Origin of the sequence: Streptomyces rectiverticillatus (assembly GCF_013394065.1) — a bacterium.
Classification (GTDB): Bacteria; Actinomycetota; Actinomycetes; order Streptomycetales; family Streptomycetaceae; genus Streptomyces; species Streptomyces rectiverticillatus.
The window spans coordinates 7,061,228-7,075,527 of sequence record NZ_CP040752.1; the positions used below are offsets into that span (position 1 = coordinate 7,061,228).

At 71.4% G+C, this 14,300-nt stretch carries 12 protein-coding genes and 1 pseudogene; 9 read left to right on the forward strand and 4 right to left on the reverse strand.

All coding sequences use genetic code 11. From position 1 onward, the window contains the following. Positions 1-551 precede the first annotated feature (551 nt). Both FGW37_RS30570 and FGW37_RS30575 read right to left on the reverse strand, forming a co-directional pair. A complete protein-coding gene (locus tag FGW37_RS30570; RefSeq protein WP_179084024.1) occupies positions 552-1,352 on the reverse strand; it encodes a VOC family protein in 801 nt (266 codons plus the stop codon). Positions 1,353-1,515: 163 nt separating this feature from the next. After that, positions 1,516-2,574, reverse strand: a complete 1,059-nt coding sequence (locus FGW37_RS30575; RefSeq protein WP_179084025.1) for an NAD(P)-dependent alcohol dehydrogenase — start codon at positions 2,572-2,574, stop codon at positions 1,516-1,518. Between the two features lie 118 nt (positions 2,575-2,692). Between FGW37_RS30575 and FGW37_RS30580 the strand changes: the two genes are divergently transcribed. The 3 genes from FGW37_RS30580 to FGW37_RS30590 all read left to right on the forward strand — a co-directional run bounded on the left by FGW37_RS30580 (position 2,693) and on the right by FGW37_RS30590 (position 4,681). Beyond that, positions 2,693-3,568, forward strand: coding sequence for a helix-turn-helix transcriptional regulator (locus tag FGW37_RS30580; protein WP_179084026.1), 876 nt, complete (start codon positions 2,693-2,695; stop codon positions 3,566-3,568). Between the two features lie 163 nt (positions 3,569-3,731). Then, positions 3,732-4,100 (forward strand): hypothetical protein, encoded by a 369-nt coding sequence (locus FGW37_RS30585; protein ID WP_179084027.1) that lies wholly within the window; start codon positions 3,732-3,734, stop codon positions 4,098-4,100. Between the two features lie 71 nt (positions 4,101-4,171). Next, positions 4,172-4,681: an O-acetyl-ADP-ribose deacetylase gene (locus FGW37_RS30590; protein WP_179084028.1), complete on the forward strand. Its 510-nt coding sequence runs from the start codon at positions 4,172-4,174 to the stop codon at positions 4,679-4,681. A 209-nt stretch (positions 4,682-4,890) separates the two neighbouring features. On the opposite strand, the pseudogene FGW37_RS33600 reads toward FGW37_RS30590, so the two are convergent. Beyond that, positions 4,891-5,071, reverse strand: a pseudogene (locus tag FGW37_RS33600) (complex I subunit 5 family protein); the annotation flags it as partial. A 962-nt stretch (positions 5,072-6,033) separates the two neighbouring features. On the opposite strand from FGW37_RS33600, the gene FGW37_RS30595 reads away from it, so the two are divergent. Next, positions 6,034-6,699, forward strand: a complete 666-nt coding sequence (locus FGW37_RS30595) for a response regulator transcription factor (protein ID WP_179084029.1) — start codon at positions 6,034-6,036, stop codon at positions 6,697-6,699. Between the two features lie 40 nt (positions 6,700-6,739). Here FGW37_RS30595 and FGW37_RS30600 read toward each other — a convergent pair whose 3' ends face one another. After that, positions 6,740-7,315 carry a helix-turn-helix domain-containing protein gene (locus FGW37_RS30600; RefSeq protein WP_179084030.1) on the reverse strand — a complete coding sequence of 192 codons (576 nt, stop codon included), beginning with the start codon at positions 7,313-7,315 and terminating at the stop codon, positions 6,740-6,742. Between the two features lie 50 nt (positions 7,316-7,365). On the opposite strand from FGW37_RS30600, the gene FGW37_RS30605 reads away from it, so the two are divergent. The 5 genes from FGW37_RS30605 (at position 7,366) to FGW37_RS30625 (ending at position 14,276) form a co-directional block, all read left to right on the forward strand. Continuing rightward, complete coding sequence (locus FGW37_RS30605; protein WP_179084031.1) at positions 7,366-8,913, forward strand: bifunctional NAD(P)/FAD-dependent oxidoreductase/class I SAM-dependent methyltransferase; 1,548 nt, start codon at positions 7,366-7,368, stop codon at positions 8,911-8,913. Between the two features lie 54 nt (positions 8,914-8,967). Beyond that, a complete protein-coding gene (locus FGW37_RS30610; protein ID WP_179084032.1) occupies positions 8,968-10,236 on the forward strand; it encodes a flavin-containing monooxygenase in 1,269 nt (422 codons plus the stop codon). A 194-nt stretch (positions 10,237-10,430) separates the two neighbouring features. Further along, positions 10,431-11,711, forward strand: coding sequence for an aminotransferase class V-fold PLP-dependent enzyme (locus FGW37_RS30615; protein WP_179084033.1), 1,281 nt, complete (start codon positions 10,431-10,433; stop codon positions 11,709-11,711). A gap of 74 nt (positions 11,712-11,785) precedes the next feature. Next, a complete protein-coding gene (locus tag FGW37_RS30620) occupies positions 11,786-13,801 on the forward strand; it encodes a carbamoyltransferase family protein (protein ID WP_179084034.1) in 2,016 nt (671 codons plus the stop codon). A gap of 214 nt (positions 13,802-14,015) precedes the next feature. Continuing rightward, a complete protein-coding gene (locus tag FGW37_RS30625; RefSeq protein ID WP_246430880.1) occupies positions 14,016-14,276 on the forward strand; it encodes an acyl carrier protein in 261 nt (86 codons plus the stop codon). Positions 14,277-14,300: the final 24 nt, after the last annotated feature.

The window sequence follows — 14,300 nt, forward strand, 5'->3', positions numbered from 1 at the left end:
CCGGTCCCGCTTCCGGGCAGGCTCCTGGGCCGGTCCAGCTTCCGGCGTCGGACCCGCCTCCGGGCACGGTCCTGGCCCCGGGACTGCTTCCGGGCCAGGTTCCCGGGCCGGACCTGCCTCGGCCGCGGTCCTGCCGCGGCCCCGGGATCGCTTCCGGGCCGGCTCCGGGGCCGGTCCCGTGCCTCGGCCTCGGTCCCGCCGTGGTCCCGGGCCCGGACGCGGGCGACCTGCCACGGCCTCGGTCCTGCCCCGGTCCCGGGCGACCTGCCTCGGCCCCGGTCCTGCCTCGGTTCTGCCTCGGCCCGGTTCCGGGCCGGCCCGGTCCTGGCCCGGAGCCGGGGCCGGCGGCGGTCGGAGCGCCTGCGGTGGGGCCTCCGGTGCGATGGAGGCCGTTGGCCGCGCCCCCCGGGCTCTCGGCGCCCGGGGGGGGCGCCCGGGCGCCGAGATGCCGTCGGCCCGGGGCCGCTTTCCCTCGTGCGGCCGCCGTCCGGCCGGCCGGACGGCGACCGGTGGCGCGATGCGGCCGGAGGCCGTCCCCACGTGATCGAGGGTCAGGCCTCGCGCGGCAGGGGCTTGATGACGCCGAAGACCGCGCCGAACTGGTCGGCCAGCCACGCGATCCGGCCCACGTCCGGCACGTCCACGGCCGGTGCGATCACCGAGCCGCCGCTCTCCTGCGCCTTGGTGACGGTCACGTCGGTGTCCGTCACCAGGAAGTACGGGATCCAGCGGGACCGCCTGCCCTCGCCGTCGCCCTCGCCCTCGTCCGGCGCGGGGGCGATACCGCCGAACGGGGCGTCGGGCCCGCTGCTGCCGGCCGTGGAGATCAGTGTGTACATGCCGGTGCTGAACTCCTTCTCCTCCGTGCCCCATCCGAACAGGGAGTGGTAGAAGGCCGCGGCCGCCGCCGGGTCCGCGGAGTGGAGCTCGACCCAGAGCAGGGTGTCGGGCTCGCACACCCTCTCCAGCCCCTTGACGGCACCCGGCTGCCAGAGGGAGAACTCCGCGCCGCCCGGGTCGGTGAGACAGGCCAGCCGGCCGGCGTCCATGACGTCGGCCGGCGGGACCCGCACCGTGCCGCCCGCCTGCTCGGCCGCCTTGACGGTGGCGTCCGCGTCGGGGGTCTGGAAGTACACCGTCCACGCCGGGCTCGCACCCTCCTCGGTCAGCGGACCGAGCGCCGCGACGTCCTTGCCGTCCTGCTGGAAGAAGGCGTAGCCGCCCGTATCGGGCCCGGCGGGCTGCACGTCCCAGCCGAAGACCCGGCCGTAGAACTCGGCGGACCCGGCCGTGTCCGGGCTGCCGAGGTCGAGCCAGTTGGGTGATCCGGTCACGAAATCTGTGCTGAGCATGGTGGGTGCCCCTTCGACGGTGTCCCCGACGCGTCTCAGTCTTCCACCGCGACGGGGGCACCGCGCGACGCCATGGCCAACGCCCACCGGCGTACAGGGTCGCGGCCCGGCGCGATGCGGGGCGGCCGGCGGCCGGCGGCCTGAGCGGCCGCGGATCGCCGCGTCAGATCGTCGCGGCGTCGATGACGAAGCGGTAGCGGACGTCGCTCGCCAGCACCCGCTCGTACGCCTCGTTGATCTGCTCGGCCCGGATCAGCTCCACCTCGGCGCCGATGCCGTGCGCACCGCAGAAGTCGAGCATCTCCTGGGTCTCCGGGATGCCGCCGATCATCGAGCCCGCCAGGGACTTGCGACGGGCGACGAGGGCGAAGGACGACACCGGCTGCGGCCGCTCCGGGATGCCGACCTGCACGAGCGTGCCGTCGGTCTTCAGCAGGCCGAGGTAGGCGTCCAGGTCGAGGTCGGCGGAGACGGTGTTGACGATCAGGTCGAAGCTGTCCGCCAGCGTCTCGAAGGTGGCCGGGTCGGAGGTCGCGTAGTAGTGGTCCGCGCCCAGCCGCAGGCCGTCCTCCTGCTTGCGCAGCGACTGGCTGAGCACGGTCACCTCCGCACCCATGGCGTGCGCGATCTTCACGCCCATGTGGCCCAGGCCGCCGAGGCCGACGATCGCGACCTTCTTGCCGGGGCCCGCCTGCCAGCGGGCGAGCGGGGAGTACAGGGTGACGCCCGCGCACAGCAGCGGCGCCGCCGCGTCCAGCGGGATGGAGCCGGGGATGCGCAGGACGTAGTTCTCGTCCACGACGATGTGCGTGGAGTAGCCGCCCTGGGTGACCTCGCCGTCACGGCCGGTGCGCCCGTAGGTGTCGACCTTGCCGAGCTTGCCGGTGCAGTACTGCTGGAGCCCCGCCTTGCAGTTGTCGCACTCGCGGCAGGAGTCCACGAAGCAGCCGACGCCGACGCGGTCGCCGACCCGGTGGCGGGTCACGCCGGAGCCGACCGCGGCCACCACACCGGCTATCTCATGGCCGGGAACGACCGGGAAGTGCCCGTCGTCGCCCCACTCGCCGCGTGCGGTGTGGATGTCGGAGTGGCAGATGCCCGAGTACTTGATCTCGATGAGGACGTCGTGCTCACCCGGCTCCCGGCGCTGGACGGTGATGCGCTCCAGGGGGGCCTTCGCCGAAGGGGCGGCGTATGCGGGAACGGAGGTGTGTGTCGTCATGTCCGCAATCCTGCGGCTGCCCGCGCATCCCAGCCAGAACCCGGCTGAGACTACGCTTGCGGTTCCTACCACTGGCAGTATCACCCTGGCTCGCACGGCCGCCCGCATACTGGTGGGTATGGATCAGCGCACCGAACTGAGCGAGTTCCTCCGCAGCCGTCGGGCACGGCTGCAGCCCGAGGAAGTGGGCCTCACGCCCTACGGCGGGCGGCGCCGGGTGCCCGGGCTGCGGCGCGAGGAGCTGGCGCAGCTCGCCGGAGTCAGCGTCGCCTACTACACGCGCCTGGAGCAGGGGCGCGGCCAGAACGTCTCCACCAGCGTGCTGGAGGCGATAGCCGACGCCCTGCGTCTGACCCGCGCCGAGCGGGATCACCTCACGCGCCTGGTGCACCCCTGCGTGACGAAGACGCGCCGGCCGGCCCGCCCGCAGCGCGTGCGCCCCTCGGTGCAGCACCTCATCGACACCATGGACAACACTCCGGCCTACGTGATCGGCCGCCGCCTGGACATCATCGCCTGGAACCGGCTGGCCTGCGCCCTCCTGGGCGACTTCGAGACGATGCCCGCGGGGCAGCGCAACATGGCCTGGCAGATCTTCCTGGAGCCCGCCACCCGCGAGCTGTACACCGAGTGGGACCGCAAGGCCGAAGACGTCGTGGCCTTCCTGCGTCTCGACGCGGGCCGCTGCCCCGACGACCCCGGGCTGGCGGCCCTGGTCGGCGAACTGTCCGTCAAGAGCCCGGAGTTCCGCTCGCTGTGGGCCACCCACAACGTGCAGGACAAGGGCTTCGGGGTGAAGGCACTGCATCACCCCGTGGTGGGCCCGCTGACGCTGTCCTACGAGACCCTCGTCCTCCCCGCGGACCAGAGCCAGCAGCTGATCACCTACCACGCCGAGCCCGGCTCGCCGTCCGCCGAGTCGCTGCGGATCCTGGCCAGTTGGGCCATGGAGAGCGCCGGGAGCGGTATGCCCGCCGCGCGCCCCCGAGCGTAACTCGCTGCCTGCGCGGAACCGCCGGGGCGGGAGAGTGATCGCACAGGAGTTCTCAACTCGTGGGCGCGACGCAATGCCGCGCCCACCGACGAGTGATTCCGCCGGATGGATCAGCGCCCGTGGATATCTGGAGACACCGTCCCGTCACCACGAAAGGACTCCCGTGCGTATCCGCCGCGCCCTGGGCACCGCTGTGTCCGTCCTGCTGCTCACCACCCTCGCCGCCTCACCCGAGGCGCACGCCGCGAACGGCACGCTGACAGTGGACTACTCCCGCTGCAAAGCGGGCACCGGCATCACCGGGGTGGCCTGCCTCCGCGAGGCTGTGAGCAGGCGCGAGAAGGACCCGCAGGACGGCAAGTGCTACAGCCTGCTCACCGAGAACCGGGCCAAGATCCGCCGTCTCACCAACGGAACCAGCCGCGCCCTGGTCTACTTCACCGACCGTCACTGCACGCGGCGCGCGGGCGTCCTCGGCTCGGGCCGCCACCTGACGAACCCGCCGGTGCGCAGCGTGCAGTACCCGATCTGACGCACTCGGGCGGGAGCGGGCCCGGCCGGGCCCGCTCCCGCCTCCCGGTGTCGTCCGGGAGGATGGTTCCCATGGTCACGATCACCTTCGTTCAGGGAAACATCACCCAGCAGCACGTCGACGCCGTCGTCAACGCGGCGAACTCCTCGCTCCTCGGAGGAGGCGGCGTCGACGGCGCCATCCACCGCGCGGGCGGCCCCGCGATCCTGAACGCCTGCCGCGACCTACGCGCCTCCCACTACGGCAAGGGCCTCCCCACCGGCAAGGCCGTGGCCACCACGGCGGGCGACCTCCCGGCGCACTGGGTGATCCACACAGTGGGCCCGGTGTTCTCGCAGGAGGAGGACCGCTCGCACCTCCTGGCATCCTGCCACCGCGAGTCGCTGCGCGTCGCGGACGAACTGGGTGCGAAGACGGTCGCCTTCCCGGCCATCTCGACCGGCATCTACCACTGGCCGATGGAAGACGCGGCCCGCATCGCGGTCGAGACGGTCCGGCAGACGGAGACCTCGGTGGAGGAGGTTCGCTTCGTCCTCTTCGACGAGCGGGCGTACGAGGCCTTCGCGTCGCAGGCGAGCTGATGCACCTGCCCATCCGGAGCGTTTACTGATGCCCGAGCCCCCATATGGCTGCCTGGACCGCCACTGCCCGCCGAGGGCGAAGGCGTCCAGGCAGCCCTGCACTTTGGGCGTGGTGCGCATATCGGATAGCCGGCGCGTGTGCGAGAAGCAGAATCAGCAGCCCTTCGCACCGGACTGACGGCCTCCGAGGACGGGCTTGTCCCGGTCGGCGCGGCGAGGCCCAGCCCGATGCGGTCGCCGACCAGCACGATCCCGAGGCTGTGGCCGTCCCGCGGCGGCCGGCCCCGCGACCGCTTCCGCCACCGGCCGGGGCACGTGGCGTCCCGCGGCCACCAGCAGGGCCGCTCCCAGCAGTGGCACCACGACGATCAGCGGGAGCAGCCGGTCCACTGCGGCTCAGCCCTTCAGCTCGGAGAGCTCGTCGGGGTCGACGGTGCCGTGCCGCTTGGCGAGGCTCACGCGCGGGGAGCGGGATCGGGCTGTTCAACGTGCCCTGGTTCACGGCCACCCCCGTCCTAGCCGTCTGCACCGCGGCCTGCTTCCTCGTGCCGGCCGCGGCAGCACCGGTGCCCACCGCCCGCCCACTTCAGCCGCACGGCCCTGGCGGCGGGGGACTGACGCGGGGAGGCTGAACGGCACGTTCATTTCGCGCCCGACCACCCGCCCGCCGAGTACGAAAGGGACTTGTGGGAGCGCTGGGAACACCCCCGAACGCCACCGGTAGTGGAATACTCCGTACCACTTCGCGCGGCCCGAATATGCCGGGAGACTGGCTGGAATTCAGTGGTGACGGAGCGTCAGGAGAGTTGATACTCGGTTATTGGAAACCCGGACCACTTCGGCCACGGTCAAGAGTTGTGACGTTCACTCCGGGAAGGCTCATGACGACACGCGACGACGAGGGCCGCGCCTTATGGCGTGACGGAACCGGTAGCAGGAAACGTCACAGACGAATGCGGGCCGGCGCAGGTCCGGGCATCGGCGGACCCGGCATTCATGGCGTGCACGGCCCCACCGCCCCGTTGCGCCCGAAGACCTCCCCGCACATTCTCCCGGGGAGCGGCTCAGCAGGGGGGAGAGCCCGCGTTGAGGGCAGGGACGCGCGAAGTGCCTGGTGAGGGAAGAGCATCGACGGTTCGGCCGCTCCCCCGGCCCGCAGGTTCCGGGGAAACCGCGAGAGCCGGGTCCGGCTGACCGCCGGGCTCGGCTTTCTTCCCTCCGGTGGGGGCCGTCGTGCAGGCATCGCCGGACAGCCGGCGTCCGGCGGCGGAATCCCGGCGGTTCATCCGCGCTCCTGCAACGGCTTCGGCGTTCGGACACGTGGATAACGGAATTCAGGAGGGGAAAAGGGAATGGATGTCGCTGTTCTCGAATCGTTGGAGGTCCTTCGCCGCGGACTGGAGACCATGCTGCGACGGATCGACCGGATCGGCGTTCTCGAATGCCATCGCACCATGGAAGAACTGCTCATCGCGCTCAAGGCACGCGGCGGCGAACGGAACGCCGACGTCATCATCGTCAGCTGTTGCACTCTCGGGGATGCCGCCGACTACGTCCGGATCACATTTCCTGCGAGCCGCATGCTCATATTGGTCACCAGGGCGGACCCCGACCACCTCGCCATGGCCGCGAGGACGCACGCCGACGGCTACCTCATGGTGCACGACATCACGGAGGCGACGCTGGACAGCACGCTGCAGGCCCTGATGTGCGGGAGCGTTCCCATGGCCCTGCCCGTCGCGAGCTACCTCCGCGAGCGCGCCCGGCCGGGCAACCCGGCGCCGTCGCCGCACCAGCCGTACTTCAGCCCCCGCGAGCGCGACGTCATCTCCCTGCTCCTGGAAGGACTGAGCAACCGCCAGATCGCCGACAAGGTGGGGATCTCCCTGCACAGCGCCAAGCGGCACGTCTCGTCCGTGCTCAGCAAGGTGAACTCACCGAGCCGCACCCACTTCGTCGCCCGGATGCTCGCGACGGACGGATACCGGGCCGGAGGAGGTGAGAGGAGCCCCGGCTGACGCCGGGAACCGCGGCGCCGCCGGCACCGCGGCCGGGTCACTAGCGCAGCACCGAGCGGGTGCGGAGGTGGGCGCGTTCGCCCTGGCGGCCGAACAGGATGAGCACCTCGACCGGGGTGGGGTCGGCGCTGTCGAACCAGTGCGGCACCTGGGTGTCGAACTCGGCCGCCTCCCCCTCGGTCAGCACCAGGTCCTGGTCGCCGAGGAGCAGCCGGAGGCGGCCGCCCAGCACGTACATCCACTCGTAGCCCTCGTGGGACTTCTGCTCGGGGGTGCGGCGCTGCGCCGGGATGATCACCTTGTGCGCCTGCAGGCCGCCGGTCCGGCGGGTCAGCGGGATGAACGTCATGCCCTTGTGCTGCACCGGGCGCAGGTGGATGCGCGGGTCGCCGGTCGGCGGCGCGCCGACGAGTTCGTCGATCTGCACGCCGTACGCCTGGGCGAGCCGCAGCAGGAGTTCGAGCGTGGGGCGGCGGTGACCGGCCTCCAGCCGCGACAGCGTGGACACCGATATGCCCGTCCCGGCCGCCACTTCGACGAGGGTCGCCCCGCGTTGCTTGCGGATCGCGCGTAACCGGGGCCCGACCCGGGCCAGCATCTCGTCTATGTTTGCCATTCCGGCAACTTTAATTTACGATCCCGCCGCCGTGAACCGATGCTGGCGCCATGACGCAGAAATTCGATGTCGCGGTGCTCGGCGGTGGTGCCGCCGGGCTGAGCGGCGCACTGACACTGGGCAGGGCCCGCCGTTCGGTGGTCGTGGTCGACGCCGGATCGCCGCGCAACACGCCCTCGGCCGCCGTGCACGGATTCCTGTCACGCGACGGGATCAGTCCGCGCGAACTCGCCCGGATCGGGCGTACGGAGGTCGAGCGCTACGGCGGGCTCGTACTGAAGGCGACGGCCGTCGAGGCGCGTCGTGACGACAACGTGTTCACGGTGGGCCTGGACGACGGCCGGTCCATCACCGCGCGGCGGTTGCTGGTGACCACCGGCCTCGCCGACGAGCTGCCCGGCATCCCCGGGGTGGCGGAGCGCTGGGGCCGCGACGTGGTGCACTGCCCGCACTGCCACGGATGGGAGTTGCGCGACCAGCCCGTCGGCGTGATCGCCACGCACACGCAGTGGGCCGTGCGCCAGGCGCTGATGTTCCGCCAGCTGGCCCCGGAGGTCACCTTCTTCCGGCACACCGCCCCGGCCCTGACCGAACAGCAGGCGGCCCAGCTGGCCGCCTGGGGCATCGGCGTGGTCGACGGGACCGTGGACTCGCTGGACGTGACCGACGACCGGATCACCGGTGTGCGGCTGGCCGGCGGAACGGTCGCGGCCTGTTCGGTGGTGGTCGTCGCGCCGCGGCTGGTGGCCAACTCCGGGGTGCTCACCGGCCTCGGCATCGAGCCGGCCCCGAACCCGATGGGCATCGGCGAGGCGATCGCGGCCGACCCGACGGGGCTGACGGAGGTGCCCGGGGTGTGGGTCGCCGGCAACGTCACCGACCTCGGCGCACAGGTGATGGCCTCGGCCGCCGGCGGAGCGGCCGCGGCCACCGCGATCAACGCCGACCTCGTGGCCGAGGACACCCGGCTCATCGACCGCCTGATGTCGGGCGACTACTGGGAGGAGCAGTACGGGTCGGGCAAACGGGTCTGGAGCGGAAAGCCCAATCCGCAGGTGGTCGTCACCGCCGCCGGCCTCCCGCCCGGCACGGCACTGGACGTCGGCAGCGGCGAGGGCGCGGACTCTATCTGGCTCGCCTCGCGCGGATGGAAGGTGACCGCGGTCGACATGGCGCAGGCCGGCCTGGACCGCGCCGCCCGGAGCGCCGCCGAAGTCGGCGTGGACGTCACGTGGCAGCAGGCCGACGTCACGGAGTGGGACCCCGCCCCGGCGCAGTACGACCTGGTGTCGGTGCAGTTCCTGCAGCTGCCCCGGCCCGCGCGCGACGCCCTGTACCACCGGCTGGCCGAGGCCGTCCGCCCGGGCGGGACGCTCCTCATCGTCGGTCACCACCCGGCCGACCTGGAGGTGAAGACGCTGCACCGGCCGCGCCTGCGCCACCTGATGTTCACGGCCGAAGAGGTCGCCACCGAGCTGGATCCGTCGGCGTGGGACATCACCACCACGGCCCAGGAGCGCCCGGGCACCGACTCCGACGGACACCGGATCACGCTCACCGACGCGGTGCTGCGCGCGGTGCGGCGCGAGGCCGGCTGACCGCGCCATGACGACGACCACGAAACCCTCAACGGAAAGCGGAAGGAGCGCATCATGGCCGGCAGAGGGACGGCGGAGCGGACCGACACGCTCGTGATCGGAGGCGGTCAGGCGGGGCTGGCCACCAGCTTCTGGCTGACCAGGGCCGGAGTGGACCACCTCGTCGTGGACCGGCGGGACCGGATCGGCGGGAGCTGGCACGACCGGTGGGACGAGTTCTGCCTGGTCCTGCCGAACTTCACGCTCCTGCTGCCGGGGATGCCGTACGACGGCGACGACCCGGACGGCTTCATGGCGCGCGACGACGTGGTGAAGCACCTGTCCCGGTACGCGTCCGTCATCGACCCCCCGATCCGGCTCGGCACCGACGTGACCCGGCTGGCCGCCACGGACGAGGGCCTCGTGGCGCACACCGGCGACACGGACATCGAGGCGCGCAACGTGGTGCTGGCGACCGGACCGTACCCGCGGCCGAAGATCCCGGCCGCGTCCGGGGAGATCTCCTCGCACATCCAGCAGCTGCACTCCGACGACTACCGCAGGCCCGGGCAACTGGCCGACGGCGCCGTGCTCGTGGTCGGGGCCGGCCAGTCCGGCGCGCAGATCGCCGAGGAGCTGCACCGGGCGGGCCGCGAGGTCCACCTGGCGGTCTCGAAGTGCTCGGCCGCTCCCCGCCGCTACCGGGGCCACGACCTGGGCTGGTGGCTGCTCCAGGTGTTCCAGCACGGCCCGGCGGTGGGAGTGGAGGTGAAGCTCCAGTCGCCGGCCGCGCGGTTCGCCGGCAACCCCATCCTGTCCGGCCAGGGCGGCGGCCACAGCATCGACTTGCGGCAGTTCGCCCGGGAGGGCATGCGCCTGTACGGACGGCTGGAGTCGGCGGACGGCACGACGGTGCGGTTCAGCGACGACCTCGCCGAACGGCTGGTGTTCGCCGAGACCCAGTTCGACAAGCAGTACCGGCGGTTGTTCGAGGCGTACATCGCGGCGGCCGGGATCGACGCGCCGCCCGACGACCGTCCCGCGCCCGGCGACCCGGCCGTCCCGGCCACCAGCACGGAGCTCGACCTCGCCGCCGCCGGAATCGGGTCCGTCGTGTGGGCGACCGGGTACCGACTGGACTTCGGCTGGGTGGACCTGCCGGTGTTCGACGAATGGGGGTACCCGCGGCACACGAGGGGCGTCACCACCCACCCCGGGCTGTACGCGGTCGGTCTGCCCTGGCTGCACTCCGTGGCGTCGTCGGTGTTCGCCGGAGTCGGGCCCGACGCCGCGCACGTCGCGGAGCACATCGCCGGCCGGCTCGCCCGCGAACGCCGGGCATGACAGCGGTGTGACCCACTGGGTGCGGACGCCACGTCCGCACCTTCGCGCGGTACATCGTCCGCACCCCCGGGGCTTGTCCGTACCGGCACGGCCTCGCGAACGTGGTACCGCGACCACCGGAACGGAAGTCCGCGAGAACAACGCCGACTCCGCAGACGCTCGTGCCGTCTCCTCCCTCCCAGAGAGGTGCACTGATGACAGCTCAGCGAACTCCCTCGTCCGGGCTCGCACGCGACGTACGGGCCGACTTCCCGATCCTCGCGACGGACCTCGACGGCAAGCCGCCCGTGTACCTGGACAACGCCGCGACGACGCAGATCCCGCGCCAGGTGCTGGACGCCGTCCACGACTACTACAGCAACGACAACAGCAACGTCGGACGTGGCGTGCACACGCTCGGCATGCGGGCGACGGATCGCTTCATGCGGTCACGCGAACGCGTCCGTGCCTTCCTGAACGCCGCCGAGGCGAGTGAGATCGTGTTCACCAAGAGCGCGACCGAGTCGGTGAACCTGGTGGCGCAGGGCTTCGGCGCCCGGGTCGTGTCGGCCGGCGACGAGGTCCTGATCAGCGGGCTCGAACACCACTCCAACCTGCTCCCGTGGCGGCAGCTCTGCGCGCGGACCGGGGCCACCCTGCAGGTCGCGGCCGTCGACGAGTACGGCGAGGCGTCGCTGGACTCCTTCCGCGCGAAGATCACCGAACGGACGCGGCTCATCGCGGTCGCCCATGTCTCCAACGTCCAGGGCACCGTGAACCCCGTGCGCGAGATCGCCGCGGAGGCACACGGCCACGGCATCTTCGTGGTCGTGGACGGTGCCCAGGCCGTTGCGCACCGGAGCGTGGACGTACGGGACCTCGACGCCGACTTCTACTGCTTCTCGGCGCACAAGATGTACGGTCCGCACGGCACCGGAGTGCTGTACGGGAAGGCCGAACACTTCGAGCGGATGGAACCGCTGCTCCTCGGCGGCGGCATGACGCCGATCGCCACGTACGCGGACGGCCCCGTCGGTGCGCGCCCGCCCCTGCTGTTCGAGGCCGGCTCGCCCAACATCGCCGGCATGGTGGGCACCGCGGCGGCGATGGACTACCTCGACGACCTCGGCCGGGACGCCGTCGGCGGGCACGACGCGGCGCTGGCGGCGCGCGCCGCCGAGGGGTTGCGCGCCCTGGACGGCGTCACCGTGTACGGCGCCCAGGCGCCGCTGGGCGGCATCGTCTCCTTCAACGTGGACGGCGTGCATCCGCATGACGTCGGCAGCCATCTGAACACCTTCGGCATCGCCACCCGCACCGGCGTGCACTGCGCGGTCCCCTTCCTCGACAGCCTCGGCATCGTCGGATCCGTACGCGCGTCGTTCGGCGTGTACAACACGATGGAGGAGGTCGAGTTGCTCATCGACTCGGTGACGACGGCGGAGAAGGGGTTCTGGTCGACGAACCATCCCAACGAGAGGTTCCTGAAGGGCTGAGGAACCGGCCTGAGGAGCCGGCCCGCTGATCGGACACCCGCTTGCCGCAGGACCCGCCGGACAAGGAGCGTCACATGCTCGTACTGGGCCTGACCGGGCACTTCTCTCCCGAGGATGTCGAGCTGGCACCCGACCTGGGTTATGGATACGCCCATGACGCCGCGGCGTGCCTGATCAGGGACGGCGAACTGCTCGCCGCCGTCGAAGAGGAACGGCTCAACCGGGTGAAGAAGACCACCAAGTTCCCGATCAACGCGATCCGCGCGTGCCTCGCCACCGCCGGGGTCACGCCGTCCCAGGTCGACGCCGTGGGGCACTACGTCGCGGAGGACTTCGTGGACCTCGCCCTCGGCAATGTGTACGTGCTGAACCCGCGGCTTCCGCTCCGGAAGTCACGCGAGATCATCACCGGCTACCTGTCGGGCGAGCTCGGCATCGAAGTGCCGTCCGACCGGCTCCTCTACAGCGAGCACCACGTCTGCCACGCCATGTCCTCCTTCATCCGGTCGGGCATGAAAGAAGCCCTCGTGGTGGTCATGGACTTTCGCGGGGAGGCGCATTCGACAACGATTTTCCGGGGGCGGGACGAGCGGCTCGAAAGGCTCGCGACCTACAACCTCGACCAGTCGCTCGGAAAGTTCTACGAGAACAACATCAAGCTGCTCGGCTACCGGCTCGGAGACGAGTACAAGGTCATGGGTCTGGCCCCGTACGGCGACCCGGCCACCTACCGCGACCTCTTCGGCTCGATGTACACGCTGCGGGACGGCGGCGATTTCGAACTGCGCACGGATCCCGGCGTCTTCCTGATGAACGGATTCGTGCCCCGCCGGGAAGGCCAGGAATTCACCCGGCAACACCGTGATTTCGCCAGCGGCCTCCAGCGCGCCCTGGAGGAGCTCGCGACGCACGTGATCGGCCACTGGGCGGAACACACCGGGCTGACCGGCCTGTGCTTCGTGGGCGGGGTCGCGCACAACAGCAGCCTCAACGGCCTGCTGCTCCGGTCCGGGAGGTTCAAGGAGATCTTCGTCCACCCCGTGTCGCACGACGCCGGCGCGGCCGAGGGCGCCGCGCTCACGGCCGCCCAGCAGCTCGGGCCGTCCCGGCCCGGCGCGGGCGGCCGGCCCGCCCGGCCGCGGCTGCGGTCCGCCAGCGTGGGGCCCGGGCTCGGCACCGCGCGGGAGATCGAGGACCGGCTCGCGGCCTGGCGCGAGCTCGTCGAGTACTCCCGGCCCGCGGACATCGTCGCGGAGAGCGCACGGCTGCTGGCCGGCGGATCCGTGCTGGGCTGGGCCCAGGGACGGTCCGAGTACGGGCCCCGGGCGCTCGGCAACCGCAGCATCCTCGCCGACCCGCGGCCGGCCGGGAACAAGCAGCGCATCAACTCCATGGTGAAGAAGCGGGAGGCCTATCGCCCCTTCGCCCCCGTGGTGACCCGGGAGGCGGCGGCGGAGTACTTCGACATACCGGCGCAGACGAAGGCCAACTACGAGTTCATGTCGTTCGTGGTGGACGTGCGGGAGAGCCGGCGGGCGGAACTCGGTGCGGTCACCCACATCGACGGCAGCGCACGGCTGCAGATCATCGACCAGGAAAGCAATCCCAGGTACCACAGCCTGGTGCGGACGTTCGGTGAGCTGACCGGGACGCCCGTGCTGCTCAACACCTCGTTCAACAACAATGCCGAGCCGATCGTGCAGGACGTGTGGGACGCACTGACCTGCTTCCTGACCACCGGGCTCGACTTCCTGGTCATCGAGGACTTCCTGGTGCGCCGGCGGCCGGGCCGGGAACTCGCGATCGACAACCTGGTTCCCGAGTTCCGGCCGGTGGCCCGGCTCGTCAAACGCGTCAGGACCACGCCCGCGCGGAAGCGGGACGTCGTCCACGAGATCTATCTGGACGTCCCGTACGGGGCCGCAACCGAGATTTCGGTCGACGCCTTCGCCGTCCTGGAGGCCGCGGACGGCGTGCGCTCGCTGGCATCGCTCGCGGCGGCGGTGGGCGGGCTCGACGAGAGCGTCAGGCGCGAACTGTACCGGCTGTGGCAGGGCAGGTTCTTCCTGCTGCGACCCGGGCAGCCGTAGGAAGCCGACCGGTGCGGCACCTGTGGTGCCGTGAGGATGCAGGGGCGGGCCGGAACATGCGCGCCGCGGTGCGCGCTTTCGTGCGGCACATCGATCGCTCCCCCGGGGCTTGCCCGCACCCGCCGGTTTCGTGAAGTTTGGGGAGGACCCGAACTGCCCCACCGTTGCACCGTCCGTTTTCACGACCACGGAAGAGGAACGGAGCGTGGACGGGATGCCTGTCGGCCGGCAGCAGATCGAAGACTGGCTGGTCGCCCGGATCGCCGGCATGCTGCGGATCGTTCCCGAGCAGGTCGACGTGGACGAGTCCTTCGTCGCCAACGGCCTCGGCTCGAGGTCGAGCGTCGCGCTGATCGGCGATCTCGCGAAAGCGCTGGGAGTCACGCTGTCGGAGACGCTGACTTGGGAGTACCCCACCATCGCCGCGCTGGCCGAGCACGTCGCCGGCATCGGCGGGAGTCCGCACGACGACTGACGAGCAAACAGGAGTGCGTGTCGC

What these genes read in the sequence shown, in the direction of transcription:
- FGW37_RS30570 (WP_179084024.1), bottom strand. Translation starts at nt 1,352, where the DNA reads ATGCTCAGCACAGATTTCGTGACCGGATCACCCAACTGGCTCGACCTC.
- FGW37_RS30575 (WP_179084025.1), bottom strand. Translation starts at nt 2,574, where the DNA reads ATGACGACACACACCTCCGTTCCCGCATACGCCGCCCCTTCGGCGAAG.
- FGW37_RS30580 (WP_179084026.1), top strand. Translation starts at nt 2,693, where the DNA reads ATGGATCAGCGCACCGAACTGAGCGAGTTCCTCCGCAGCCGTCGGGCA.
- FGW37_RS30590 (WP_179084028.1), top strand. Translation starts at nt 4,172, where the DNA reads ATGGTCACGATCACCTTCGTTCAGGGAAACATCACCCAGCAGCACGTC.
- FGW37_RS30595 (WP_179084029.1), top strand. Translation starts at nt 6,034, where the DNA reads ATGGATGTCGCTGTTCTCGAATCGTTGGAGGTCCTTCGCCGCGGACTG.
- FGW37_RS30600 (WP_179084030.1), bottom strand. Translation starts at nt 7,315, where the DNA reads ATGGCAAACATAGACGAGATGCTGGCCCGGGTCGGGCCCCGGTTACGC.
- FGW37_RS30605 (WP_179084031.1), top strand. Translation starts at nt 7,366, where the DNA reads ATGACGCAGAAATTCGATGTCGCGGTGCTCGGCGGTGGTGCCGCCGGG.
- FGW37_RS30610 (WP_179084032.1), top strand. Translation starts at nt 8,968, where the DNA reads ATGGCCGGCAGAGGGACGGCGGAGCGGACCGACACGCTCGTGATCGGA.
- FGW37_RS30615 (WP_179084033.1), top strand. Translation starts at nt 10,431, where the DNA reads ATGACAGCTCAGCGAACTCCCTCGTCCGGGCTCGCACGCGACGTACGG.
- FGW37_RS30620 (WP_179084034.1), top strand. Translation starts at nt 11,786, where the DNA reads ATGCTCGTACTGGGCCTGACCGGGCACTTCTCTCCCGAGGATGTCGAG.
- FGW37_RS30625 (WP_246430880.1), top strand. Translation starts at nt 14,016, where the DNA reads ATGCCTGTCGGCCGGCAGCAGATCGAAGACTGGCTGGTCGCCCGGATC.